The sequence below is a fragment of the Agrobacterium sp. ICMP 6402 genome, assembly GCF_009498615.1.
Taxonomy (GTDB): Bacteria; Pseudomonadota; Alphaproteobacteria; order Rhizobiales; family Rhizobiaceae; genus Agrobacterium; species Agrobacterium burrii.
This window is the reverse complement of sequence record NZ_QSNV01000002.1, coordinates 89,197-111,976: the sequence shown is the minus strand read 5'-3', so window position 1 is coordinate 111,976 and position 22,780 is coordinate 89,197. Positions and strand designations below refer to the sequence as shown.

The 22,780-nt window shown below is 59.4% G+C and carries 23 protein-coding genes; 6 read left to right on the top strand and 17 right to left on the bottom strand.

Annotated elements, in window-relative coordinates; genetic code table 11:
* Window positions 1–124 precede the first annotated feature (124 nt).
* The 4 genes from DXT96_RS08660 to DXT96_RS08645 all read left to right on the top strand — a co-directional run bounded on the left by DXT96_RS08660 (window position 125) and on the right by DXT96_RS08645 (window position 5,507).
* Window positions 125–1,363 carry a TadE/TadG family type IV pilus assembly protein gene (locus DXT96_RS08660; protein ID WP_153514315.1) on the top strand — a complete coding sequence of 413 codons (1,239 nt, stop codon included), beginning with the start codon at window positions 125–127 and terminating at the stop codon, window positions 1,361–1,363.
* A 160-nt stretch (window positions 1,364–1,523) separates the two neighbouring features.
* Window positions 1,524–3,146, top strand: a complete 1,623-nt coding sequence (locus DXT96_RS08655; RefSeq protein WP_149899615.1) for an ABC-F family ATP-binding cassette domain-containing protein — start codon at window positions 1,524–1,526, stop codon at window positions 3,144–3,146.
* A gap of 63 nt (window positions 3,147–3,209) precedes the next feature.
* Window positions 3,210–4,220 (top strand): 2-hydroxyacid dehydrogenase, encoded by a 1,011-nt coding sequence (locus tag DXT96_RS08650; protein ID WP_153514314.1) that lies wholly within the window; start codon window positions 3,210–3,212, stop codon window positions 4,218–4,220.
* Between the two features lie 138 nt (window positions 4,221–4,358).
* Entirely contained in the window at window positions 4,359–5,507 is a 1,149-nt protein-coding gene (locus DXT96_RS08645) for an alpha-hydroxy acid oxidase (RefSeq protein ID WP_153514313.1), read from the top strand.
* 27 nt (window positions 5,508–5,534) lie between these two features.
* Here DXT96_RS08645 and DXT96_RS08640 read toward each other — a convergent pair whose 3' ends face one another.
* Window positions 5,535–5,873 (bottom strand): hypothetical protein, encoded by a 339-nt coding sequence (locus DXT96_RS08640; RefSeq protein ID WP_149899618.1) that lies wholly within the window; start codon window positions 5,871–5,873, stop codon window positions 5,535–5,537.
* 229 nt (window positions 5,874–6,102) lie between these two features.
* Here DXT96_RS08640 and DXT96_RS08635 point away from each other — a divergent pair, with 229 nt between their 5' ends.
* The gene (locus DXT96_RS08635; RefSeq protein WP_194287605.1) at window positions 6,103–7,044 is read left to right on the top strand and encodes a bifunctional helix-turn-helix transcriptional regulator/GNAT family N-acetyltransferase; all 942 of its coding nucleotides are present in this window, start codon (window positions 6,103–6,105) and stop codon (window positions 7,042–7,044) included.
* A gap of 70 nt (window positions 7,045–7,114) precedes the next feature.
* Here the strand turns inward: DXT96_RS08635 and DXT96_RS08630 are convergent, their stop codons facing one another.
* The 15 genes from DXT96_RS08630 to DXT96_RS08560 form a co-directional block, all read right to left on the bottom strand.
* Entirely contained in the window at window positions 7,115–8,149 is a 1,035-nt protein-coding gene (locus DXT96_RS08630; RefSeq protein ID WP_153514311.1) for an L-idonate 5-dehydrogenase, read from the bottom strand.
* A 65-nt stretch (window positions 8,150–8,214) separates the two neighbouring features.
* Entirely contained in the window at window positions 8,215–8,889 is a 675-nt protein-coding gene (locus tag DXT96_RS08625; RefSeq protein WP_153514310.1) for a 4-carboxy-4-hydroxy-2-oxoadipate aldolase/oxaloacetate decarboxylase, read from the bottom strand.
* 94 nt (window positions 8,890–8,983) lie between these two features.
* Window positions 8,984–9,820 carry an ABC transporter substrate-binding protein gene (locus DXT96_RS08620; protein ID WP_149899621.1) on the bottom strand — a complete coding sequence of 279 codons (837 nt, stop codon included), beginning with the start codon at window positions 9,818–9,820 and terminating at the stop codon, window positions 8,984–8,986.
* Window positions 9,821–9,913: 93 nt separating this feature from the next.
* Window positions 9,914–10,681 carry an amino acid ABC transporter ATP-binding protein gene (locus DXT96_RS08615; protein ID WP_153514309.1) on the bottom strand — a complete coding sequence of 256 codons (768 nt, stop codon included), beginning with the start codon at window positions 10,679–10,681 and terminating at the stop codon, window positions 9,914–9,916.
* Complete coding sequence (locus DXT96_RS08610) at window positions 10,678–11,436, bottom strand: amino acid ABC transporter permease (protein ID WP_153514308.1); 759 nt, start codon at window positions 11,434–11,436, stop codon at window positions 10,678–10,680. Before DXT96_RS08610 ends, DXT96_RS08615 begins: the two co-directional genes overlap by 4 nt.
* Complete coding sequence (locus DXT96_RS08605; RefSeq protein WP_371418815.1) at window positions 11,433–12,140, bottom strand: amino acid ABC transporter permease; 708 nt, start codon at window positions 12,138–12,140, stop codon at window positions 11,433–11,435. Before DXT96_RS08605 ends, DXT96_RS08610 begins: the two co-directional genes overlap by 4 nt.
* Window positions 12,137–12,940, bottom strand: a complete 804-nt coding sequence (locus tag DXT96_RS08600; protein ID WP_153514307.1) for an SDR family oxidoreductase — start codon at window positions 12,938–12,940, stop codon at window positions 12,137–12,139. Before DXT96_RS08600 ends, DXT96_RS08605 begins: the two co-directional genes overlap by 4 nt.
* 181 nt (window positions 12,941–13,121) lie before the next feature.
* Entirely contained in the window at window positions 13,122–14,057 is a 936-nt protein-coding gene (locus DXT96_RS08595; protein WP_153514306.1) for a 2-hydroxyacid dehydrogenase, read from the bottom strand.
* A 9-nt stretch (window positions 14,058–14,066) separates the two neighbouring features.
* Window positions 14,067–14,822, bottom strand: coding sequence for an SDR family oxidoreductase (locus DXT96_RS08590; RefSeq protein ID WP_153514305.1), 756 nt, complete (start codon window positions 14,820–14,822; stop codon window positions 14,067–14,069).
* Window positions 14,819–15,805: a D-erythronate dehydrogenase gene (denD, locus tag DXT96_RS08585; protein ID WP_153514304.1), complete on the bottom strand. Its 987-nt coding sequence runs from the start codon at window positions 15,803–15,805 to the stop codon at window positions 14,819–14,821. The genes DXT96_RS08590 and denD overlap by 4 nt, the downstream gene beginning before the upstream one ends.
* Window positions 15,806–15,848: 43 nt before the next feature.
* Entirely contained in the window at window positions 15,849–17,360 is a 1,512-nt protein-coding gene (locus DXT96_RS08580; protein ID WP_153514303.1) for a tripartite tricarboxylate transporter permease, read from the bottom strand.
* Window positions 17,357–17,809 (bottom strand): tripartite tricarboxylate transporter TctB family protein, encoded by a 453-nt coding sequence (locus DXT96_RS08575; protein ID WP_153514302.1) that lies wholly within the window; start codon window positions 17,807–17,809, stop codon window positions 17,357–17,359. The genes DXT96_RS08580 and DXT96_RS08575 overlap by 4 nt, the downstream gene beginning before the upstream one ends.
* A gap of 73 nt (window positions 17,810–17,882) precedes the next feature.
* Window positions 17,883–18,551 carry a 4-carboxy-4-hydroxy-2-oxoadipate aldolase/oxaloacetate decarboxylase gene (locus DXT96_RS08570; protein WP_153514301.1) on the bottom strand — a complete coding sequence of 223 codons (669 nt, stop codon included), beginning with the start codon at window positions 18,549–18,551 and terminating at the stop codon, window positions 17,883–17,885.
* A gap of 101 nt (window positions 18,552–18,652) precedes the next feature.
* Window positions 18,653–19,606: a tripartite tricarboxylate transporter substrate binding protein gene (locus DXT96_RS08565; protein ID WP_153514300.1), complete on the bottom strand. Its 954-nt coding sequence runs from the start codon at window positions 19,604–19,606 to the stop codon at window positions 18,653–18,655.
* Window positions 19,607–19,700: 94 nt separating this feature from the next.
* Window positions 19,701–20,588, bottom strand: a complete 888-nt coding sequence (locus tag DXT96_RS08560) for a LysR family transcriptional regulator (protein WP_153514299.1) — start codon at window positions 20,586–20,588, stop codon at window positions 19,701–19,703.
* A gap of 197 nt (window positions 20,589–20,785) precedes the next feature.
* Here DXT96_RS08560 and DXT96_RS08555 point away from each other — a divergent pair, with 197 nt between their 5' ends.
* A complete protein-coding gene (locus DXT96_RS08555; protein WP_153514298.1) occupies window positions 20,786–21,703 on the top strand; it encodes a DMT family transporter in 918 nt (305 codons plus the stop codon).
* Here the strand turns inward: DXT96_RS08555 and DXT96_RS08550 are convergent.
* Window positions 21,684–22,610, bottom strand: coding sequence for a DMT family transporter (locus tag DXT96_RS08550; RefSeq protein ID WP_153514297.1), 927 nt, complete (start codon window positions 22,608–22,610; stop codon window positions 21,684–21,686). The two genes, DXT96_RS08555 and DXT96_RS08550, sit on opposite strands and share 20 nt — an antisense overlap.
* Between the last annotated feature and the right edge of the window lie 170 nt (window positions 22,611–22,780).

Genomic DNA, 22,780 nt, shown 5'->3' with positions numbered 1-22,780 from the left:
AAAATACTTCGAAAACTGCACCAATTTGAACGAATTATAAAATTATAATCTTCGTGTTAGCGGATTTTACATCCTTTGCGGGTTTCCTGCGCTCAATCGCATATTCTAATCGGTGAGCCCCATCATGACCGCCTCTGCAGATCAAAAACTGAAGCGCCGTTTCTTTGCCGATACCAGCGGTAATTTCGGCATCATGACGGCAATATTGCTGCCGATGTTGCTGGGCGTGGCCGGAGCCGGCCTGGAGCTGGCGAATGTGATGCAGGTGAAAGCCGATCTGCAAAACACGGCGGATTCCGCGGCGCTCGCTGCAGCAACCGAGGCACGCCTGAAGGAAGGCGCGCTCACAGACGAACAAATCAAGGAAATCGCCAAGGCCTTCATCGCTGCGCAGATGGAAAAGAGCCTGACTGAGGAAGAGAAAAAGGAACTGGAGAAGAACTCCCCAGTCGGCGTTTCTGCAAAGGAAGATGCACGCGGCAAGACCTATACCATCGAGACCACACTATACCGCCAGGTGCAGCTCAACCCGCTGCTGGGGTTCATCGGCGTGAAGACACTCGATATCGCGGCGACCGGTACCGCCAAGAGTACCGTCAACAAGGGCGCGCCGATATCCATGTATCTGGTGCTCGACCGCTCCGGTTCGATGTCGTTCAAGACGGACAGTGTCGACAGCACTAAAACGTCCTGCCAGAACTACACGTCCGATAACTGGGGCAAGTATCCCAATCTCGGCAAGACATCGCCCTGCTATGTCAACAAGGCCACATCGTTGAAGACCGCCGTCAGCTTTCTCGTTGCTACATTGAACAAGGCCGATCCGACCTACACCGCAAGCGGCAGCTCACAGCTCGTTCGGACGGGCGCCTCGGTTTATACACATGAGACCTATGCGGCTCAGGCCATCAGCTGGGGTACGAACAGCGTTGTCAGCTATGTCGACAAACAGATCCCGGAATTTCCATCCGGCGGTACGGATGCACGAAGCAGCCTGAATGCCGCTTACAATGCCCTTAAAAAAACGAATCCGGACGAAGCCAAGGCACATAAGACACAGGAAAGTGAATCCTTCGAGCGCTATATCGTGCTGATGACCGACGGTGAAATGACCGGAAACAGCTCCTCGTGGAGTTCCAGCATCGACCAGTCGGTGCGCACCACCTGCGAGACCGCCAAGAAAGACGGGATTAAGATTTTCAGCGTCGCCTTCATGGCGCCGGACAAGGGCAAGTCGCTGCTGCAATATTGCGCCTCCAGCCTCGACAATTATTACGCGCCCGAAAACATGGAGCAGATCGTCACCGCCTTTGGCGAAATCGCCCGCAAGGCAGCCGGTAGCATTGCCACGCTGACCAACTGACGAAAATTCGGCAGACGCAGCCGCAAAGCGTATCTCTTTTGGGGCATTTACCCCGGGGCCAATCTTCCCCGGCTTTGCATGGCTGACAAGACATGCGCGGCAGGTGACAGCGGCAGCGGCCCGTGGCATAGGAGGGCCGCTCCCATTCATAGGCCCTGTCATGATCCGCATCGAAAATATCAGCAAGTCGAACAGTCACCGTATTCTTTACATCGAGGCCTCCGCTGCGCTCAATCGTGGCGAGAAGATCGGCCTTGTCGGGCCGAACGGTTCTGGCAAGACCACGCTGTTTCGGATGATGACCGGCGAGGAGCAGCCCGATGAGGGACAGGTCGTCGTCGAAAAAGGTATGACGGTCGGTTATTTCGATCAGGATGTCGGTGAAATGTCCGGACGCTCCGCGGTCGCCGAAGTCATGGAAGGCGCAGGCCCGGTCAGTGAAGTGGCGGCGGAATTGCGGGAGCTGGAAGCCGCCATGTCCGATCCCGACCGGATGGACGAAATGGACGCCATCATCGAACGTTATGGTGAAGTGCAGGCGCGTTACGAAGAGCTGGACGGTTACGCGCTGGAGGGCCGCGCCCGTGAGGTTCTGGATGGCTTGAGCTTCAGCCAGGAAATGATGGACGGCGATGTCTCCAAACTGTCCGGCGGCTGGAAGATGCGCGTGGCGCTCGCCCGCATCCTCCTGATGCGTCCGGACGTGATGCTGCTTGACGAACCGTCGAACCATCTCGATCTCGAAAGCCTGATCTGGCTTGAGGATTTTCTGAAGAACTATGACGGCGCATTGTTGATGACTTCGCATGACCGCGAATTCATGAACCGCATCGTCACCAAGATCATCGAGATCGATGCCGGCAACCTCACCACCTATTCCGGTGACTACGGCTTTTATGAACAGCAGCGCGCGCAGAACGAAAAGCAGCAGCAGGCGCAGTTCGAGCGCCAGCAGGCCATGCTCGCCAAGGAAATCAAATTCATCGAGCGCTTCAAGGCGCGCGCCTCACATGCCTCGCAGGTGCAGAGCCGCGTCAAGAAACTTGAAAAGATCGACCGCGTCGAGCCGCCAAAACGGCGCCAGACAGTCGCTTTTGAATTCGCACCGGCCCCGAGGTCGGGCGAGGATGTCGTGGCGCTGAAGAAGGTTAACAAGGCTTATGGCAGCCGCACGATCTATGGCGAGCTGGACTTCATGGTGCGGCGCAAGGAGCGCTGGTGCATCATGGGCGTCAACGGCGCTGGAAAATCGACCTTGCTGAAGCTGGTGACCGGCACGACCGAGCCGGATTCCGGCAATGTAACACTCGGCGCCAGCGTCAAGCTCGGCTATTTCGCCCAGCACGCCATGGATGTTCTGGAAGGCGACAGCACCATTCTTGAATGGCTTGAGGAACGTTTTCCGAAAGCCGGGCAGGCGCCGCTCCGCGCGCTTTCCGGTTGTTTCGGCTTCTCCGGCGACGACGTGGAGAAACGCTGCCGTGTTCTTTCCGGCGGTGAAAAAGCCCGTCTCGTGATGGCGGCCATGTTGTTCGATCCGCCGAATTTCCTGGTACTCGACGAACCAACGAACCATCTCGATCTCGACACCAAGGAAATGCTGATCAAAGCCCTGTCGGATTATGAAGGCACGATGCTGTTCGTTTCCCACGACCGCCATTTCCTCGCCGCCCTTTCAAACCGGGTGCTTGAACTGACCCCGGATGGCATTCACCAATTTGGCGGCGGCTACACCGAATATGTCGAAAGCACCGGGCAGGAAGCACCGGGCCTTCGCAGCTGAGGCCATTTACCGGACGCCTGGTCTCCGCAACCGTAACTTTCGTACTTGATACTGGAGAAGCAGATGCGGATCGTCGTTTACAGCGCCAAGCCATATGACAGGCAGTTCCTTGATGCCGCGGTACGTCCCGGCATGCGGATACAATATTGCGAAGCGCGCCTGTCTCCTGAAACGGTGGCGTTGGCGGAGGGAGCCGATGCTATCTGCGCTTTCGTCAATGACGACCTGTCGCGGCCCGTGCTCGAAAGGCTGACGGAAATGGGCGTGCGACTCGTCGCCCTGCGCTGCGCCGGTTTCAACCAGGTCGATCTCGTGGCCGCCGAAAAGCTGGGCCTAACCATCGCCCGCGTTCCCGCCTATTCGCCCTATGCGGTTGCCGAACATACAATGGCGCTCATCCTGTCACTCAACCGCAAGATCCACCGCGCCTATAACCGCGTCCGCGAAGGCAACTTCGCCCTTGATGGCCTGCTTGGTTTCGATCTCCACGGCAAGACCATCGGCATTGTCGGCACGGGGAAGATCGGCGCGATTTTTGCGCGTATCGCAGCCGGCTTCGGCTGCCGTCTCATCGGCCACGACATTCGCCCGAATCCTGATTGCGAGGCGCTGGGCATGGCCTATGTCACGCGGGAGGAACTGTTCCGGACATCGGACATTCTTACGCTGATGTGCCCGCTCACGCCGGAAACCAGGCACCTGATCCGCAAGGAGACGCTGCCCCTTCTCAAAAAAGGCGTGATGCTCATCAACACCAGCCGCGGCGCGATCATCGACACGCAGGCCGCGATCACGGGTCTGAAAGACGGTAGGATCGGTTCTCTCGGCATCGATGTTTATGAGGAGGAGGCCGATCTCTTTTTCGAAGATCTTTCCAATGACGTGCTGCGCGACGACGTCTTTGCGCGGTTGCTGACCTTCCCCAATGTTCTGGTGACCGGCCATCAGGGGTTTTTCACGCAGGAAGCCCTCAAAAACATTGCGGACACCACGATCGGCAATATCGAAAGCTTCATCAGCACCGGCAAGGCGCTGCATGCGGTTTCCACGGAGCAGCTTGCAGGCCCCGTTTAGCGCTCCCGCCCCGACCCTGAGGTATTCATGCTTCGAGCCTGCGGAAATCATCGACAGGCCGATTGCCCGGCCCAAATCCCCGGTATAGGTTCCGAACAATCTTTTCAGAGCTTTCAAACCGGACCGGTCGAGCGACAGATGCAACTCAAAGACTGCTATAATTTCCACGATTTTCGCCGCATGGCCAAACAGCGTCTTCCCGGACCAATCTTCAACTATATAGATGGCGCGGCCGACGACGAAGTAACGTATCGGCGGAACACCGCTGCCTTCGAAAATTGCGACCTTGTTCCGGATGTGCTGCGCGGTGTCTCCGACGTGGACATGTCGGTCACCGTCATGGGGCAAAAGCTCTCCATGCCGGTCTATTGTTCCCCAACGGCGCTGCAGCGTCTCTTCCACCATCAGGGAGAGCGAGCGGTCGCGGCGGCGGCGGGAAAATTCGGCACGATGTTCGGCGTCTCCTCGCTCGGCACCACCAGCCTTGAAGAAGCGCGCCGGATCAGCGGTGGGCCGCAGGTCTATCAATTTTATTTCCACAAGGATCGTGGTCTCAACCGCGAGATGATGGCACGCGCCAAAAGTGCCGGCGTCGAGACAATGATGCTGACCGTGGACAGCATTACCGGCGGCAACCGCGAGCGCGACAAGCGCACCGGTTTTGCCATCCCCTTCAAGCTCAATCTCTCCGGCATTGCGCAATTCGCCATCAAGCCGGCCTGGGGCATCAATTACCTGACACATGAGCGCTTCAGCCTGCCGCAGCTTGACGGCCACATCAAAATGGATGGCGGGGCTCTCTCCATCAGCCGCTATTTCACCGAGATGCTGGACCCTTCCATGAACTGGGATGACGTGGCGCAGATGGTGCGAGAATGGGATGGTCCTTTCTGCCTCAAAGGCGTCATGTCGGTTGACGACGCCAGGCGCGCCGCCGAGATCGGCTGCAGCGGCATCGTGCTCTCCAACCACGGCGGTCGCCAGCTCGATGGTTCCCGCAGCGCCTTCGACCAGCTGGCAGAGATCGTCGATGCGGTCGGCGACCGGATCGACGTGATGATGGATGGCGGCGTACAGCGCGGCACCCATGTTCTGAAAGCCCTGTCTCTGGGCGCAAAGGCTGTGGGGCTCGGCCGCTATTATCTTTTCCCGCTCGCGGCCGCCGGCCAGCCCGGGGTGGAAAGGGCGCTGGAAATGATGCGTATCGAAATCGAACGCGGCATGAAGCTGATGGGCTGCACCACTGTCGAGCAACTGACGCGACGAAACCTGCGGTTTCATGGCTAGAGCCGTAATCCGCATTTCCAGTCAAGGTTACAGCTTTCCGCTGTAATCACAGGCCATTTCCACGGCGTTTCGCCGATATTCCAGGAGCGCTGCGCCGATGTTCCAGATAAGCGCCAGGGATACCAGCACGCAAATGCTGCCGGAAATCAACGAGCGCTTGGCACCCGAGAGAAACAGGCAGCCGATGAAGGCATAGGCTGCAAGCGCTGGTACCGCAGGGATCAGAACCGATATAGGCCCGTCACAATCGGCCGCCTCGATGCCGATGGCGCGATATTCATTCGGCGTTGTCACAACACCGAGGACGGCGACGGGCAACATCGCAACGAGAATGGCATAACGGAAGAAGCGAGGCGTATCAGGCATGTCGGCTCCATAGCCGGATAATTAAATGTCGCGACTTGCCCGCAAACTTCCGTACGGACTACTTTGAGGGTGGTCTTTTTTGAAAGCCGCGTTCAGCCACGCATGTCAACGTTCCTGAACAGGAGCTTGCCCGATTTCGCAGAGAAATCCAGTATTTTACGGAATCCAAACTTGGCAGACCGTGCAGAATGTGATTATGGTTGCATTATGCAACCATAATGGATTTGGCATGCCCGAACAGTCCCTCCCCATAGATGACATCCGCTCCACCTCGCGCCGGCTTGTCCGTGAACTCGGCTTCATGGGCGGGGATTTTGCCGGCACCGACCTGCCGCCATCTGCCGTGCATGCCCTGATCGAGATCGAGACCTGCCCAGGCATCACGGCGCGCGATCTGGGAAAGCTCCTGCGGCTTGAAAAATCCAGCGTCAGCCGCATGCTTCGCAAACTCATTCTGTCCGGTGATGTTATGGAGGAGGCGGACGGTGAGGATAACCGCATCAAGCGGCTCCATTTGGCCGGGCGAGGGCAGGATCGGGTCGGTGCCATTCACGCCTTCGCAAACCGGCAGGTATCGAGCGCCCTGTCACGGCTTGCCCCCGCGGATGGCCACACCATTCTGGAAGGGCTCCGTCTTTACGCCGACGCGCTGGGAGGCCGGATCGATGCCGCAACTCCCGCCATAGATATTATCTCAGGATACCGGCCGGGTATCATCGCCCGCATAACACAGATGCATGCGCTCTATTACGCCCGGACATCCGGCTTCGGCCAGCGTTTCGAATCCGTTGTCGCCGAAGGTCTCGCCTCCTTTTGCAACCGGCTCGAAAGACCGCAAAACGCAATATGGGCCGCAACGCGCGGACAGGAGATTATCGGCTCCGTCGCAATCGACGGCGAAGACTTGAGATCGGACATCGCGCATCTACGCTGGTTCATCGTGGATGACAGCGTGCGCGGTGGCGGTGTAGGGCGCAGGCTGCTTGCAGCCGCTCTGGCCTTTGCCGACAAAAAGGCTTTCGCAGAAACCCATCTATGGACATTCAACGGTCTTTTGGCCGCACGGCACCTTTACGAGACCCATGGTTTCGCCTGTGTCGAGGAACGTCCCGGCAGCCAATGGGGAAGCGAGGTTCTGGAACAGCGCTTTGTCCGTCCCCGGCCAGAATGATCTCTAATCTCCGTGCATGAACCGCCGCATCGAAAGTCGCCGTGCGGCCGTCTCCGGATCATAACCAGACCTATAAGAAGGCGAGCTGAACCTTCATCGATCTGCTTCTGTCACCGGCGGTTTCAAATGCTGCAACCGCCTCTTCCAATGGAAAGGTGCCTGTTAACAGCGGCTTCAGGTCTACGCGGCGCTGGTTAATGAAATCGACGGCAAGTCCGAATTCCTCGTGGAAACGGAAGGTGCCTTTCATCTCGATTTCCTTGGCGACCACCATATTCTGCGGAATGGACACATCCCCGCCGAGACCGAGCTGAACGACGGTGGAACGCGGCTTCAGCGCCTCCAGACCCGACCGGACGGCCCTTTCGTTTCCGGAGGCCTCGAATTGCACGTCGAAATAGCCCTTGTTTGCCGAATAGGCGGAGAGCGCATCCGGATCGCTGGCGACATTGATGACCCGGTCGGCGCCGATGGCGAGCGCCTTTTGCAAAACCGCATCCATGACATCGGTCGCAACGATTTCCCGTGCGCCATGGGCGCGGGCGGCGATGATGGCAAGCGCACCGATCGGCCCGCAGCCGGTGACCAGAACGCGCTTGTCGGTCAATGCGCCAGCGCGGTTGACGCCATGCAGCGTCACTGCAAAGGGTTCGGCCATCGCCGCTTCATGGATAGAGATGCCGTCCCGCACCTTGTGGCACTGATACGCCTCGGCAACGAGACGCTGCCGGAATGCGCCTTGAATATGCGGCATGGGGATCGCGGAGCCATAAAAGCGCATGTTCAGGCATTGGTTCTGCTGGCCCTTCAGGCAAAATTCGCAATGGTTGCAGGGCCGGCTCGGCGATACCGCGACGCGGTCGCCAACGACGAGACCGGAGACACCCTCCCCCAGAGCCTTGATGGTGCCCGCCACCTCATGGCCGAGGATCATCGGCTCACGCACGCGCACGGTGCCGAAGCCGCCGTGATTGTAATAATGCAGGTCGGAGCCGCAGATGCCACCCGCCTCGATGGCGACCTCAATCTGTCCGGGGCCGGGCTGCTCCGCCTCACGTTCTTCGATCCGCAGATCCTTGGCCGCGTGGATGACAACCGCTTTCATATTCGCTCCTCCCATGGGGGTTCGGCATGGCGGCTACTGCCGCCAGGCCATTTCCCTGATTTGTCTCAGATATCGACCACGAGGCCCTTGGCTTTCAGCACAGCCTCTAGCTTGCTGACCTCGACCACCGACTTGCCCTGCTTGTAAGCTTCGATGTAACCGGCCTCGGCATCTTCACGCGCCTGCGAAAGCTTGGCCGCTTCCTGCGCTTCTTCGCGTCGGACGACAACCAGCCCATCGGCATCACCGACGATGATATCGCCCGGATTGATGATTTCGCCGCCGACAATCACCTGATCGTTGACCGCGGCAATGGTCTCCTTGACCGTGCCCTTGATGCAGACGCTGAGCGAAAAGACTGGAAAGCCGAGGTCCCGCAGTTGCAGCGTGTCGCGCACGCCGGTGTCGGTCACCAGACCGCCGATGCCTTTTGCGAGGCAGGCATTGGCGAGAACATCGCCGAAAGAACCCGCTTCTTCATATTCGCCGGCGGAGACGACGATGATATCGCCCGGCTTGGCATAGTTGATGGCGAGCTGCAGCATGATGTTGTCGCGCGGCGCGCATTTGACCGTAAAGGCCGGGCCGCAAAGCTTCATACGATAATCGACGGGCTTGAGCCGCGAGGACAATGCACCGCGACGCCCCTGCGCCTCATGGATTGTCGCAGGAGAGAATTTGGCAAGGGCTTCAACATCGGCCTTGGCCGGACGCTGCGCGATATCTTTAATGTGGATCATGAAAACCTCCCACGTTGAAACCGTCGGCGAGAACGTCTCGCCGACCGATGATGGTGTTGAATGGATGGAATGATGACTGAAGCTGAGCCGAAGCTCAGGGGATCGGATCGAACTTCAGTTCGGAAAGAGGCACGACCTTGTCGGTGCGCGTCATCTTGTATTCGGTGTTCGGGCCAAGCCACTTGTCCCAGATGCGGTTGATCTCGCCATCCGCATCGAGCTTACGGAGAATTTCGTTGATCTTCGCGGTCAGCGCCGGATTGTCCTTGGCCATACCGATGCCGATGGGCTGGAAGAGCATCGGCTCCTCGATCATCCGCATTGGCTTACCCTTGGTCTTGGATTCGTTGACGAACTTGGTCATCGTCATGGTGTTGCCGACAATGCCGCGCGCCTTGCCCTGCTGAACGGCGAGATAGGCGGACGCCGTATCCTGGAATGTCAGCGGCTCGGACTTGTTGAGCTTGACGGAGAGTTCCGACGTCGAGCCCTTGCTGGACGCGATGCGCTGGCCGACGAAATCAGACTTCTTGGTGCCGGCGTCATCGACCGGAACGATCAGCATTTCCTTAGCCAGATAATAGGGGTCGCTGAACTGGATCTGTTCGGCGCGGCTCTGGGTATAGGCAAGGTTGGCAACCGAGAGATCGACGCGGCCGAGCTTGACTTCGGGAACGCGCGCTTCAACCGAAACAGGCTTGACCTCGGCCTTGACCCCGAGTTCCTTGGCGATGGCACCACACAGATCGACGTCGAAGCCAGCCATTTCCCGTGTCTTTGGATCCGGCGAGGCGAAAGGTGGCACGTCAGCGAAAGTGGCGCAACGCAGCGTCTTGTTCGCCATGATCGTGTCGAGTTGGTCGGCCTTGGCCGGAATGACTGCGGCCGAAGTCGCCAATGCGGCGGTAAGAGTAATGCACTTCCAGTTCATTTCAGTTCTCCCTGTTATTATAGAGGTTGGGTTGATAGTTCGGCCTTGAGCGGGATTTCAGGAGAACCCGCTCACACTTTTCGCTATCCCGCCCTAGTGCCTGAGATCAGCGAGAAAACGCTGGGCACGGGGGTGTTGCGGATTTTTGAAAAACTCGTCCGGCTTGGCCGTTTCGATGATGCGCCCGGCATCGATGAACCAGATGCGGTCAGCCACTTCACGGGCAAAGCCCATTTCATGGGTGACACACAGCATAGTCATGCCTTCGGCGGCGAGGCTCTTCATGACGGCGAGCACCTCACCCACCATTTCCGGGTCGAGAGCGGAGGTCGGTTCGTCGAACAACATGACCGGCGGCTCCATGGCGAGCGCCCGCGCAATGGCGACGCGCTGCTGCTGGCCGCCAGAGAGCTGGGCCGGGTAAGAGCTGGCCTTGTCGGCCAGGCCGACACGATCAAGAAGCTTCAGCGCCTTTTCATGGGCGACGGCAGGAGAAACGCCCTTCACCCGGATCGGCGACATGGAGACATTTTCAACCACCGAAAGATGCGGGAAGAGGTTGAAGCTCTGGAAGACGAAACCCACCCGGCTGCGCAGCGCATTCAACTCCTTTGCGCGCATTTGTGCGTGGATGTTCCTGCCATCCAGCGTGATCGAGCCGCTGCTGATCTCCTCCAGACGGTTAATCGTGCGGATGAGGGTGGACTTGCCGGAACCCGATGGCCCGCAGATGACCACGACCTCGCCACGGGTGACGTTTTCGTTGACATCCTTGAGCACCGGATAATCGCCGTAGCTTTTGCAGACCTGCGAAAGCGTGATGGTGTAGGCGTCCTGAGAGGCGGAAACTGGCGCGGTCATAGCTGCTCCGTAGCGATATTGGCGGGGGCCGGTGCGTCTGCCGCGAGCTTGCCGCGCGGGCCGGCCCGCCGGCGGGCTATACGCCGCTCGAGAAGATTGGCGACATGGGTCAGCGACCAGCAGATGATGTAATAAACCAGCGCCAGAATGAGGAAGACCTGGAAAGGCTGGGTCAGGAGCTGGTTATTCACCTGGTTTGCCGCAAATGTCAGATCCGGCACATTGATGACGTAGCCGAGGGTCGTATCCTTGATGGTGGAAACGAATGTAGAAATGAGGCTCGGGATCATGTTGTAGAGCGCCTGCGGCAGGATGATGTAACGCATTGCGCTGAAATATCCATGCCCCAGCGCCCGCGCCGCATCCATCTGCCCGGCCCCAAGCGATACGATGCCGGCGCGCACAACCTCGCTCATGAAAGCGCCCTGATAGATGACGAGCGTTGCCAGCATGGTAACGAAGCTCGGCACATCCGCCCCGGTCCACAGCGGAACGAGAAAATAGCTCCAGAGGATGAGCATCAGCAGCGGCACGCCACGGGTGAAATACACCACGGCGGTGACCGGCCAGCGCAGCAGCCGCCATTTCGACAGCCGTGCCAGCGCCATCAGAATGCTGACGGGAAAGGCGAGGGCGATGCTGAGCGCCGACAGGATAAGCGTGTTGGCAAGGCCGCCCAGCGGCCCGTTGGGATATTGGCCGATCAAGAGAAGCAACCAATAATCCTGCACGATTGCGATCATGTCGTGGATCATGCCCGCGCCCTCCGCAGTGGGTCGGCACGCATGGAGATATAGGCTCCAAGACCCATGATCAGCAGCGAGAAGAACAGATAAAGCACTGTCGCGACCAGGTAGACCTCAAACGTCCGGAAACTTAGATTTTCGACTTCCTTGACCGCATGGGTGAGTTCGGGTGCCCCGATCAGAACCCCGAGACTGCTATTCTTGAACAGCGAGGTGCTGTGGTTGATCAGCGGCGGCAGCGCGTTGCGAACGCCCTGCGGCATGATGACGAAACGCATGGCCGAGACGTAGCTGTGGCCGAGTGCACGCGCCGCTTCCATCTGACCGGCATTGATGGAGCGCACGCCGGAACGCAAATCTTCACTGAAATAGGCAGCCTGACAGAGGCCGAGACCGATAATGGCGAAGATCGATTCCGCATTGTGGCTGGACAGCCAGTTCGCCAGCCCGCTTGGCAGCAGTGTGAAAACGCCGAAATACCAGAGCATCAGCTGCACTAGCGTCGGAACGTTACGGTGATAGGAAACATAGGCCGCCACCAGCGGATCGCCGAAGCGGAAGGGTGACTGGCGAATGGCAAGCAGCACGATGGCCAGCGACATGGCGAGCAGCCACGAGCCGGCATAGATGATGAACGTCATCTGGATGCCATGCAAAAGCATCGAGACGTAGTCCGCATTATTCAGAATTGCCCAGAGGTCAAAACCGCTCACGCGACTTTTCCTCCGGCTCCGCCCGCCGCGGCCTGATTTTCAGCCGGCCTATTTTCAACGGTCTGGGGCTTGGCCGTCTGCAGCCCGCCCATGACCTGAAGCGTCGGGGTGATTTCCATATGGCCGATATTCATGGCCACGGGTGCGGCGATGGCAAAGGCGATCGCATCGGCGATATCGGACGCCTGCGGCAGTTCAAAACCATCGATGAAGCGCTCGCGAATGCTCGGATCATTGCCGTGCACATGCGTAAAGATGTCGGTTGCAACGCGGCCGGGGCAAATTTCCGTCACCCGCACACGTTTACCGAAAGCATCGATGCGCAACTGGTTGGACAGCATCGCCACGCCCGCCTTGCTGGCGTGATAGATGGAGTTGCCGCCGAAATTATAATTGCCGGCAATGGAGGAGATGTTGATGACGTGGCCGCGATCGCGCGCCACCATGCCCGGCACCACCATGCGGCACAAATGCAGCACGGCGCGCAGGTTCACGTCAATCAACAGATCAATGTCGCTTTCATCCGCTTCCAGAAACTTCTTCGGGCGGTCGACACCAGCATTATTGACGAGAACATCGAATGCAACCTCGCTGGTGAGCTTCGCAAGCGCCGGCCGGTCCGTCACATCGATGACATGGGCAAAGCAGCCCGTGCGCTTCGCCAATTGCTTAAGCGCGTCCGCACTTCTGGCAACCGCATGGACTTCCAGCCCCTCACGGCAAAGCCGCTCGACGACGGCTGCGCCAATCCCGGAAGATGCGCCGGTCACGAGTGCGGTCTTGTAGTCTGAGAATGGCATGTTTGTCCCCTATCGTTGAGCAAACATTAGTGAAGCTTTCTTCGCTTGCCTAAGACCGATTTTTTTTGGAGTAATAAGCAACTTGTATGGATGACGGATGCGAACGCTACTTTCGGCGCTGCATCAGTCCGGCCAGCGAAAGGCACAACCGCGCCGTCACCGCCCGAACCGGCGAAATCACCTAAACGACCGGCGTCGGCAAGTCTCTCCCCGCAAAATGCGCGTCCAGATTGGCGAGAACCAACGCGCCCATTTCCAGCCGTGTCTCATGGGTGGCGGCGCCGATATGCGGCGCGAGGACCACATTGCGCATGCCGAAGAGTGCCTCGGGAACCTGCGGTTCGTTCTCGAAGACATCGAGTGCCGCACCTTTCAGCCTACCCCCCATGAGAATATCGACCAGCGCCTTTTCATCGACAAGCGACCCTCTGGCGACATTGACGAGAACCCCGTCCGGCCCCAATGCCTCCAGCACCTCTCGGTTGATGGCGTGTTTCGTCTCCGGCGTCGCCGCAGCCGCGACGATCAGGACGTCGCAGGCACTCGCAAGCGATACCGCCGTTGGATGATATTCATAGGCCACGTCCTGCTTCTGCCGGCTGAAATAGGAGATTTCCGCATTAAAGGCTTCCAACCGTGCCGCGATGGCCCGGCCTATGCGGCCGAGCCCGTAAATGCCGTAACGCCGCCGCGAGGCCTTGTTGCCGAGCGGCATCTCGCCTCTTTTCCACGCGCCGGAGCGGACATGGTGATCGGCGCTGACGAGTTGGCGTAGCAGCATAACGGAGAGGCCGATTGCGAGATCGGCAACATCTTCGGTCAGCACATCCGGCGTGTTCGTCACCCTGAAACCACGTGCGCGGGCCTGATCGAGATCGACTTTGTCGAAGCCGACACCGTTGATCGCGACGATTTCAAGAGCCGGCAGACGGGCGACGAGTTCAGGGGAAACGCCGATATGGCCGCCGGTGACGACAGCCTTTATTGAAGCCGCCTCCGCCTGCAAAAATGCCTGCTTGTCGGATATTTCGTGCCAGCGATGGACCCGGAAGCGCTTTTGCAGCTCCGCCTCGATCTGCGGCTGGAGCGGATAGGTTTGCAGAAGATCGGGCTTCATACGCGCTCCTCACCCGCGACCGACGAAAGGCATACCGCTCGCCATCACGGTCATGGTCAGCACATTCGCCTCCAGCGGCAGCGAGGCCATATGCACCACGGCTTTGGCGACAATGCCGGCATCGATGGTCGGCTCAATGGCGGTGCTGCCATCAGCCTGCAGCACGCCGGTAGCCATGGCGCGGGTCATCTCGGTGCTGGCATTACCGATATCGATCTGCCCGCAGGCGATGTTGAACGGGCGACCATCCAGCGCAGCCGACTTGGTGAGACCGGTAATCGCGTGTTTGGTCGCGGTATAAGGCGCGGACCGCGGCCGCGGCGTGGTGGCCGAAATCGAGCCATTATTGATGATGCGCCCGCCCTGTGGCGACTGCGCCTTCATCTGACGAAACGCCGCCTGCGTGCAGAGGAAAGCGCCGGTGAGGTTCGCTCCCACAACGGCATTCCAGGTTTCGAAAGGTACATCTTCGATATGGACCGCCGGCGCCGACATGCCGGCATTGTTGACGAGAAGGTCAAGACGGCCAAAACGCCCGATGACATCGGTAAACAGCTGTTCGACATCGGCCAGAACGGAAATATCAGCCGCGACGGCCAGAACACGGTCTCCATGCTCTCGCCATTCGGCAGCGGCAGCATCGAGAACCTCCCGTCGCCGACCCGTGATCGCGACAGTGTATCCCTCTCCCAGAAGGGCTGAGGCAATCGCCTTGCCGACGCCTGTTCCTCCGCCCGTGACGAGCGCGATCTTTGCCTTAGTCATAATGCTTTCCCCTCCAGCTCATCTTCCACATGCGCCTGAATGATTTCGGCAAAGGACGTTTCCGCCCGGAAGCCGAGCGACAAAGCAAGCTGCGGATCATAATCCTCCGCCCAGCCGTCGACGATCCGGATGATCCGCTCATCGGGAATACGCTTGATAAGCGCCACAGCCTTTTCCCCGGCAAAGGCGCGCAGAGCCTCGATCTCGTCGGCCACCGTGGCCGAAAGCCCCGGCATGATGAGATTACGGCGAACGCCAAGCCCGGAGAGATCGACGCTCGCGGCGCGCAGCAGGAAAGCGACGGCCGAGCGCGGGCTGGCGAACCAGTGCCGCACAGTATCGGCAACGGGCAGAACCGCTTCCTGACCCACCAGTGGTTCACGCAGGATATTGGAGAAGAAACCGGAAGCCGCCGCATTCGGCTTGCCGGGGCGGATGCAGATGGTGGGCAGGCGGATGCTGACGCCATCGAAGAAACCACGACGGCTATAATCCGCAAGCAACAGCTCCACGATTGCCTTCTGCGTGCCGTAGCTGGTCAGCGGCGCGGTCAGGAACTCGTCGCCGATTACCTTCGGGAATGGCGAGCCGAACACGGCAAGCGACGAGCAGAACACCACACGCGGCCGGTATCCATCCTTCTGATGTTCCAGACGAATAGCTTCGAACAACGAGCGTCCGCCATCGAGATTGATGCGATAGCCCTTCTCGAAATCGGCTTCCGCCTCGCCCGAAACCACGGCGGCAAGGTTGAAGATAACATCCGGCCGTTTTGCGATCAGCTTTTCGGCCACGCCGGCATTCGACAGATCGCTGCGTTCGATGGTCACCGTGCCGCCGAAGCCTTTCGGTGCAACCGGTTCAAAAACATCCGTCAGCGTCATTTCGGTGATCGCCACACCGCCAAGCATTCCGTCCGCAGCAAGGCGCTGCGTCAATTTGCGGCCGATCATTCCCGCCGCGCCGATTATCAGAATATGCATTATCTCACCTTTGCTTGGCCGGCGGTGCCGGCTCGATTGATTGTCAGTCGTCGTCACCCTGAAACACCACCTCGCGACGGCGCATGATCGCCGGCATCGCCATCATGATGACGACGATGGCGGACAAAGCGAGCAGGGTGGCGCTGATCGGATGGGTGACGAATGTCGCAAAACTGCCCTGCGAGATCAGCAACCCAAGGCGCATGTTCTGTTCCAGAAGCGGACCGAGCACGAAACCCAGCACCAGAGGTGCCGGCTCGCAGCCGATCTTGCGCAGAAAGAAGCCGACAATGCCGAAGACCGCGCAGAACAGAACGTCGACGACGCTGTAGGACAGGCCATAGGCGCCGATGGCGCAGAACATCAAAATGGCGGGGCACAAAAAGCGGTAGGGAATACCGAGAAGGCGAACCCAGATGCCGATCAGCGGCAGGTTCAACACCAAGAGCAGCAGATTGCCGACCCACATGCTGGCGATCAGCCCCCAGAAGAGATCGGGCCGCGACTGCATGACCTCCGGCCCCGGCGTGATGCCCTGGATCATCATTGCCCCAACCATCAGCGCCATCAATCCATTCGCGGGAATGCCGAGCGTCAGAAGCGGAATGAAGGAAGTCTGCGCGCCGGCATTATTGGCGCTTTCCGGCCCGGCCAGCCCTTCGATCGCGCCCTTGCCGAAACGGGAGGGATCCTTGGCGATCTTGCGCTCCAGCGCGTAGCTGGCGAAAGAACTCATGATCGCCCCGCCGCCGGGCAGCACACCGAGGAAGGAGCCAAGCGCGGTGCCGCGCAACACGGCCGGAAAGGCCTGTTTGAAATCCTGCCGGGTCGGCATCAGCGATCCGGTCTTTGCTGCCCCTGCATCACGCTCCACGCCCTGCTGAAGGTTGAAGAGAATTTCGCTGACGCCGAGCAGCCCGATGGCCAGCACGACGAAGTCGATGCCGTCGAACAGTTCCGCCATGCCGAAGGTAAACCGTTGCTCCCCGGATGTCGGATCGATGCCAACGAGGCTGAGCGCAATACCGAAGGCGACCATGCCGACCGCCTTGACCGGCGATCCGCTCGACAGGAAGACGGCAAATAGCAGCCCGAAGATCACCAGACTGAAATAATCGGCCGGCCCGAAGGCAAGCGCAACGGCCGAAAGCGGCTTTGCGACAACCACGATCAAGACAGTCGCCACTGTGCCGGCAAAAAACGACCCGAGCGCCGCCGTGGCCAGCGCCACACCCGCCCTGCCTTGGCGCGCCATGGCATAGCCATCGATGCAGGTGACGACGGACGAGGATTCGCCCGGCAGATTGACGAGGATCGCCGTGGTCGAGCCGCCATATTGCGCGCCATAAAAAATGCCCGCGAGCATGATCAGCGCCGCCGTATCCGGCATCGTATAGGTGATCGGCAAAAGCAGCGCGACGGTGGCGGAAGGGCCGATGCCCGGCAGGATGCCGATCATCGTGCCGAGCGTGACACCCAGCAGGCAGTAGAAAAGGTTTACCGGCGTGACGGCCACACCGAAACCGAGGATGATGTTGGAAAGAAGGTCGGTCATGGCAGCAGCGGTATCCTCTGTCCGAGGCCCACAACGAAAATGAGGATGCAGGCGAGGATGAGCACTGCGGAAAGCAGCAGGACCTCAACCGGCCTGATCCTGCCATAGGCGATGCAGGCGAGCACGATCAGCACGAAGGCAGCGGCAATGAAGCCCAATGGCTCGATCAGCAGCGCGAAACCGGCAATGCCGGCCACCGCCAGAAACGGGCGCATTTTCGGCGCCACCCAGGCTTCGGACGGTGTCTTTCCCAGCAAATCCTGCAAAAGCAGTACGATGCCCAGCGCGAACATCAATCCCGCGATGACCGTCGGCATATAGCCCGGACCAGGCTGGAAATTGGTGCCCATGCTCAGCGGCCGCGCACCATAATAAAGCCCGGCGGCGGCAACCAGAAAGAAAGCCCCGGACAGAATATTCGCAGTCAGTTTCGAGCCGTGTTCGGCCATGATTATCTCCCCTCCTCATCGAGGAATACGCCGCACCTCCCGACACGGCGTATTCACATGTCGAAACACTGGCTCAATCGGCCCAGACACATCCCTTCGAACGCATCATTTCGTAGCGATCCTCGATATCCATCCTGCCCTGACGGTGCAGTTCCATCATGTGGTTCTCGTGGTCGTCGCGCTCCCGGCAAGCATTGACGAGTTTCGGGATATCGTTCTCGCGAACGACGACAACGCCGTCATCATCGCCGCAGACGATATCGCCGGGGCTGATCAGTTCGCCGCCCACCACGACCGGATGGTTGATGGTGCCGAGCGTGTCCTTGGAGGTGCCCTTCATGCAAAGCCCGAGAGAAAACACCGGGAAACCGATCTCGCGCAGCCCCTTGCCGTCACGCACGGCGGCGCTGACCACAAAGCCGACAATGCCTTTGCCGATGCAGGCGGCAGCCAGCACATCGCCAAAGCCGCCCTGATTGGGATTGTCACCGCCGTCAATGACAAGCACATCGCCGGGCTTTGCGAGATTGATGGCTTCGAAAATCATCAGATTGTCGCCGATATGGCATTTCGCGGTGATCGCAGGACCGCAGATTTTCAGGCCCGGCTTGATCGGCTTGATGCGATAATCGAGCGCGCCAAGCTTGCCCTGCGCCTCATGAATGGTGGCGGGGCTGAACTTGCTGATCGCCTCGATATCGGCTTTGGAAGGGCGCTGGAAATTGCGGATGACATGGGCCATTGGCCGGATTCCTTTCAACAGTGGGTCGTGCCTGGGCCACACGCAGGCCCAAGCGTCATTTTGGTTAGGGTGAGAGAAACGGTCGGGTCCTTGCCGGCCGCTTATTTTGTCCAGGGCTTGCTTTTCCAGAGCTCGGCCAGATTGGCATTGCCCTTCTTGAGCGCCTCGGCAAATTCGGCCTGAGTCAGCGGCAACGTCGTCAGTTCGCGCTTCTTGGCGTCGGCAAGATAATCCGGGTCATTCAGCGCCTTCTGGAAGGCATCGACCAACGTGGCCTCCACCTCCGCCGGCAGGTCTTTTGGCGCACCGAAACCCGCAAGCAGGCTGAACTGAACATCGAAGCCGGCTTCCTTGAAGGTCGGCACATCAGGCGAGAGCGGCGAGCGCTCGGTGCCCGAGGTCGCCAGTACACGAAGTGCACCGGAACGATTGTCGGCAAAAACCTCGTTGAGGTTCATGAAACCGAGCGTGACGTGGTTGCCGAGCATGGCGAGCCTTGCCGGTCCGCCGCCGTTGAAGGGAACGAAGTTGAGCTTCACGCCCGCCGCGTCTTCAAACAGCAGGGCGGTGATCTGGCTCGGATGGCCGATGCCGGTCACGCCAACCACGACCGGGTTCGCCTTGGCGGCCTCAACGAATTCCCTGGCGGTCTTGATCGGCGACACCTTGTTGACGGTCAGCGCCAGATCGCCACCGATCTGGTTTGCGAGCGGCGTGAAGGCGTCCTCCTTGTAGGTGGCATTGCCCTGCACGATCGGCGAATACATGGACGGAAAATTCAGCGCACCGATGGTGTAACCATCAGGCTTGGCATTGGCGATATAGGTCGCGCCGATCAGCCCGCCAGCACCTTCGCGGTTTTCCACCACGACCGACGTGCCGAGATATTTTTCAAGATAGGGCACCAGCGCCCGCGACTGGATATCGGTGCCGCCGCCGGCCGGATAACCGATGACCAGCGTCACCGGCCGCTCCGGATATTCCGCCGCCGCCCCTCCCGCAGCAAGGATTCCCGCCGCTGCCAGCACGCCAAACAGAGATGTCTTCAAACGCATATCTTTTCCTCCCCGATACGCTTTCACCGGGGAGGCTAGGAAGAAGCCATCAACAACACAAATACCGAGTTTTTAAATTACCCATACAAATCTTTTATGGGTTGAGCGAAGGCTCGCGCCTTGCGACCGATTGCAACAGGCCTCGAAACAGCCTGAAGGTGCGCTCATCCACCTCCCTGCCCTTCAGCAGATGGATGGAGCGATAGATAACCGGATCGGTGATATGCGCGGCCTGAAGCTGGCCGGCCTCCTGTTCCTGCTGAACCGAATTCCATGACAGGATCGTCGCACCGATGCCGGCGCTGACGGCGCGTTTGATGGTATCCTGCCCGTCGATCTCCATCGTCACATTCAGATGAATACCGGCGCGGGCGGCAGCCTCGTCTATCGATACGCGCAGCGGATTATCCTTTGGCGGCAGAATGAGGTCTAGCTTTGCCGCCGCCTCAAGCGGCATCGACCGGCCGAGTGGCCTTGAGGACACGGCAAACAGGCTCTCCTTGACGATAAGGTCGTCAACCTTTTCTTCCGCACCGACCAGCGCGACCGCCATATCCACCTTGCCGAGACGGATGAGGCGCAGCGATTCATCATTGCGCGCCTCTATCAGCCGCAGCGAGACCTTGGGCATCGAAGTAGCGACTTCGCTGATGATGCTTGGTGCAAAGGCCGTCGCCCAGGAAGGGATGAGGCTCAGCCGGATCACCCGCTCATCCAGATAGGCCATGGCGCGGATTTCCGCTTCCGCCTGCCTCACCTTCTCGGTGATCTCGCGTGCATGGGCGAGAAGCACTTCACCCTTCTCCGTCGCCTTCACGCCGCGCGCCAGCCGGTGCAGAACGGGAAAACCCACCAGCCGCTCCAGTTCCGCGATGTGGTGACTAAGCGCCGGCTGGGCGATCCCCAATTGCCGCGCCGCCGCCGACATGGAGCCGCAATCGGCAATCGCGACCAGATATCGCAGCCTGCGCAAATCCAACATGCCCGCTTCCACTCCCGCCGCTTCGAGATGTGATCATGACACCAAATCGCCATCACGACCTAGGGCAAAAAGCCCTTTTTCGCGAAAGGTGGGCAATGGGCCAAGTGATGGGGTAAGACAAGATTCTTATGACAGCCGGCTAAGGCTTTTCTCGACCCTCCCGCCATGACACGGTCCTGGCTGTGATGGGGAGCGGGATGGATCCTAAGACCGGTATTTTGCTCAAGCTGACGGCCATGCTGGCATTCACAGTCATGTCCGCCTGCGTAAAGGGTTTGGAGGGAGCGATCCCGGTCGGCGAAGTCGTTTTCTGCCGGGGATTTTTTGCCCTTATTCCCCTCTGTCTCTGGTTCATCGCTTCGTCCGAGCGGATAACCATACCGGCCGCCAAAAACATCGGCAGCCTGCTTGCGGGTAGCTCCGCCGGGCTGGGCGGCATGTTCTTCGGCTTTCTGGCGCTGGCCTATCTGCCGCTGGTGAATGTCACCGTGCTGAGCTACACAACGCCGCTTTTCACCATCATGCTGGCGGCGCTGCTTTTGCGTGAAAAAGTGCGGATTTACCGCTGGTCCGCCGTGCTCACTGGCTTCATCGGCGTCTTTGTCACCTTATCACCCAATCTGGTCTTTGATGCCGCATCAGGTCCCGCCCAGATCGACGGCGTTGCGATGATCGGAACCGCACTGGCGCTGACCGGCGCGCTTTGCGCCGCCTTTTCGTCCATCGCCGTCCGCCACCTGAACAGCATCGAAAAGCCGTCGCGTATCGTGCTCATCTATACGCTAACGGGCGTGGTCGCCGGCTCCACCACGATCATATTCGGATGGAAGGTGCCGGATTTTCATCAGTTCCTGCTGCTCGCCGGCAGCGGTCTCGCTGGCGGCATTGGCCAGATCACCATGACGCTCAGCCTGCGGCATGCCCAGGCCTCGCTGCTGGCGCCTTTCGACTATACGACGATGATATGGGCGATCGCGCTGGGCTATCTCTTCATGGCCGAGGTGCCAACCGGCGCGACGATCGCGGGGGCGCTGACGGTCATTGCCGCCGGATTGTTCGCCATGTGGCGCGAAAACCGGCTGGCGAAACAGTCCTTCAGGGAGCCGACAGCGTAAGCTCATCGGTGACACGCTTTTTATGCAGCCGCCTTTCCCGCCATAACGTGAACAAGCCGGCAGCAACCACGATCGACGCTCCCATGATGGTGGTGAGCGCCGGCACCTGATCCATGAAGGTGTAACCGATCAACAGTGCCCAGATCATCGTCGTATAATCGAACGGCGCCAACAGCGACGCTTCCGCATAACGCAGGCTGAGCGTTACCAATATCTGCGCGGTTCCGCCTATGAGACCGGTGCCGATCAGCAGGATCCATTGCCACGCGGTCGGTATTTTCCAGCCCATACCGATGCTCGCAAAGCCGATGACGGTGGTGAGCAGGGTGAAATAGAAGATGATCGCGCCGGTATTTTCCGTCTGCGTCAGATGCCGGATCTGGATCATCGATATTGCGGAGAAAAAAGCGGCAGCCAGTCCAAAAAGACCACCCAGCATGGCGACGCCCGTGCCCGCGGCGATATCGGAAACATCCACGGAAAAATGTGGCGACAGGATCAGCACGATGCCGCACAGCCCGAAGACCACGGCCGTCCAGCGATACACCCTGACGACTTCCTTCAAAAGCAACACCGCCAGAATGACGGTGAAGAGCGGCGTGGCATAGCTGATCGCGGTCGCATCGGCGAGGGGAATATAGGCCAGCGCCAGATAGCTGAAAACCATGCCGCCGGTGCCGGAAAAACTCCTCACCAGATGCCCGCCAATGTGGCTTGTGGCCACCTGTCTCCGAAAACCGCCCTGCGAAACCATCCACAGACAGAGCGGCAGCATCGCCACCGCCGACCTGAAAAAGACGACCTGCCCGATGGGTATCTCGCCCTTGAGGCCGCTGATACAGGCGCCCATCAGCACCAGGGCAAGTGCTGCAGAGATTTTGAGGAGAATGCCTTTGCGGGGTTCCATGGTTCGTTCCTTCGGACGTCTTTGAACCGTTTCACCACGCAAAGGCGGGATATCAAACCGCAAAGCAGTGTCCATAGAAACTTCGTCTGACCCCATCAATGCTGCCCACATGGTAGCTATTGCTGATGGGCAGGCTGCGGATTCCGCTCCGTTTGCCCGCCGCCGTGGGG

Coding starts and splice junctions, on each gene's coding strand:
- DXT96_RS08590 (WP_153514305.1), bottom strand. CDS start 14,822: ATGACTAAGGCAAAGATCGCGCTCGTCACGGGCGGAGGAACAGGCGTC.
- DXT96_RS08655 (WP_149899615.1), top strand. CDS start 1,524: ATGATCCGCATCGAAAATATCAGCAAGTCGAACAGTCACCGTATTCTT.
- DXT96_RS08620 (WP_149899621.1), bottom strand. CDS start 9,820: ATGAACTGGAAGTGCATTACTCTTACCGCCGCATTGGCGACTTCGGCC.
- DXT96_RS08555 (WP_153514298.1), top strand. CDS start 20,786: ATGGATCCTAAGACCGGTATTTTGCTCAAGCTGACGGCCATGCTGGCA.
- DXT96_RS08645 (WP_153514313.1), top strand. CDS start 4,359: ATGCAACTCAAAGACTGCTATAATTTCCACGATTTTCGCCGCATGGCC.
- DXT96_RS08595 (WP_153514306.1), bottom strand. CDS start 14,057: ATGAAGCCCGATCTTCTGCAAACCTATCCGCTCCAGCCGCAGATCGAG.
- DXT96_RS08610 (WP_153514308.1), bottom strand. CDS start 11,436: ATGATCCACGACATGATCGCAATCGTGCAGGATTATTGGTTGCTTCTC.
- DXT96_RS08625 (WP_153514310.1), bottom strand. CDS start 8,889: ATGATCCACATTAAAGATATCGCGCAGCGTCCGGCCAAGGCCGATGTT.
- DXT96_RS08600 (WP_153514307.1), bottom strand. CDS start 12,940: ATGCCATTCTCAGACTACAAGACCGCACTCGTGACCGGCGCATCTTCC.
- DXT96_RS08580 (WP_153514303.1), bottom strand. CDS start 17,360: ATGACCGACCTTCTTTCCAACATCATCCTCGGTTTCGGTGTGGCCGTC.
- DXT96_RS08565 (WP_153514300.1), bottom strand. CDS start 19,606: ATGCGTTTGAAGACATCTCTGTTTGGCGTGCTGGCAGCGGCGGGAATC.
- DXT96_RS08615 (WP_153514309.1), bottom strand. CDS start 10,681: ATGACCGCGCCAGTTTCCGCCTCTCAGGACGCCTACACCATCACGCTT.
- DXT96_RS08630 (WP_153514311.1), bottom strand. CDS start 8,149: ATGAAAGCGGTTGTCATCCACGCGGCCAAGGATCTGCGGATCGAAGAA.
- DXT96_RS08560 (WP_153514299.1), bottom strand. CDS start 20,588: ATGTTGGATTTGCGCAGGCTGCGATATCTGGTCGCGATTGCCGATTGC.
- DXT96_RS08650 (WP_153514314.1), top strand. CDS start 3,210: ATGCGGATCGTCGTTTACAGCGCCAAGCCATATGACAGGCAGTTCCTT.
- denD (WP_153514304.1), bottom strand. CDS start 15,805: ATGCATATTCTGATAATCGGCGCGGCGGGAATGATCGGCCGCAAATTG.
- DXT96_RS08635 (WP_194287605.1), top strand. CDS start 6,103: ATGCCCGAACAGTCCCTCCCCATAGATGACATCCGCTCCACCTCGCGC.
- DXT96_RS08660 (WP_153514315.1), top strand. CDS start 125: ATGACCGCCTCTGCAGATCAAAAACTGAAGCGCCGTTTCTTTGCCGAT.
- DXT96_RS08570 (WP_153514301.1), bottom strand. CDS start 18,551: ATGGCCCATGTCATCCGCAATTTCCAGCGCCCTTCCAAAGCCGATATC.
- DXT96_RS08575 (WP_153514302.1), bottom strand. CDS start 17,809: ATGGCCGAACACGGCTCGAAACTGACTGCGAATATTCTGTCCGGGGCT.
- DXT96_RS08640 (WP_149899618.1), bottom strand. CDS start 5,873: ATGCCTGATACGCCTCGCTTCTTCCGTTATGCCATTCTCGTTGCGATG.
- DXT96_RS08550 (WP_153514297.1), bottom strand. CDS start 22,610: ATGGAACCCCGCAAAGGCATTCTCCTCAAAATCTCTGCAGCACTTGCC.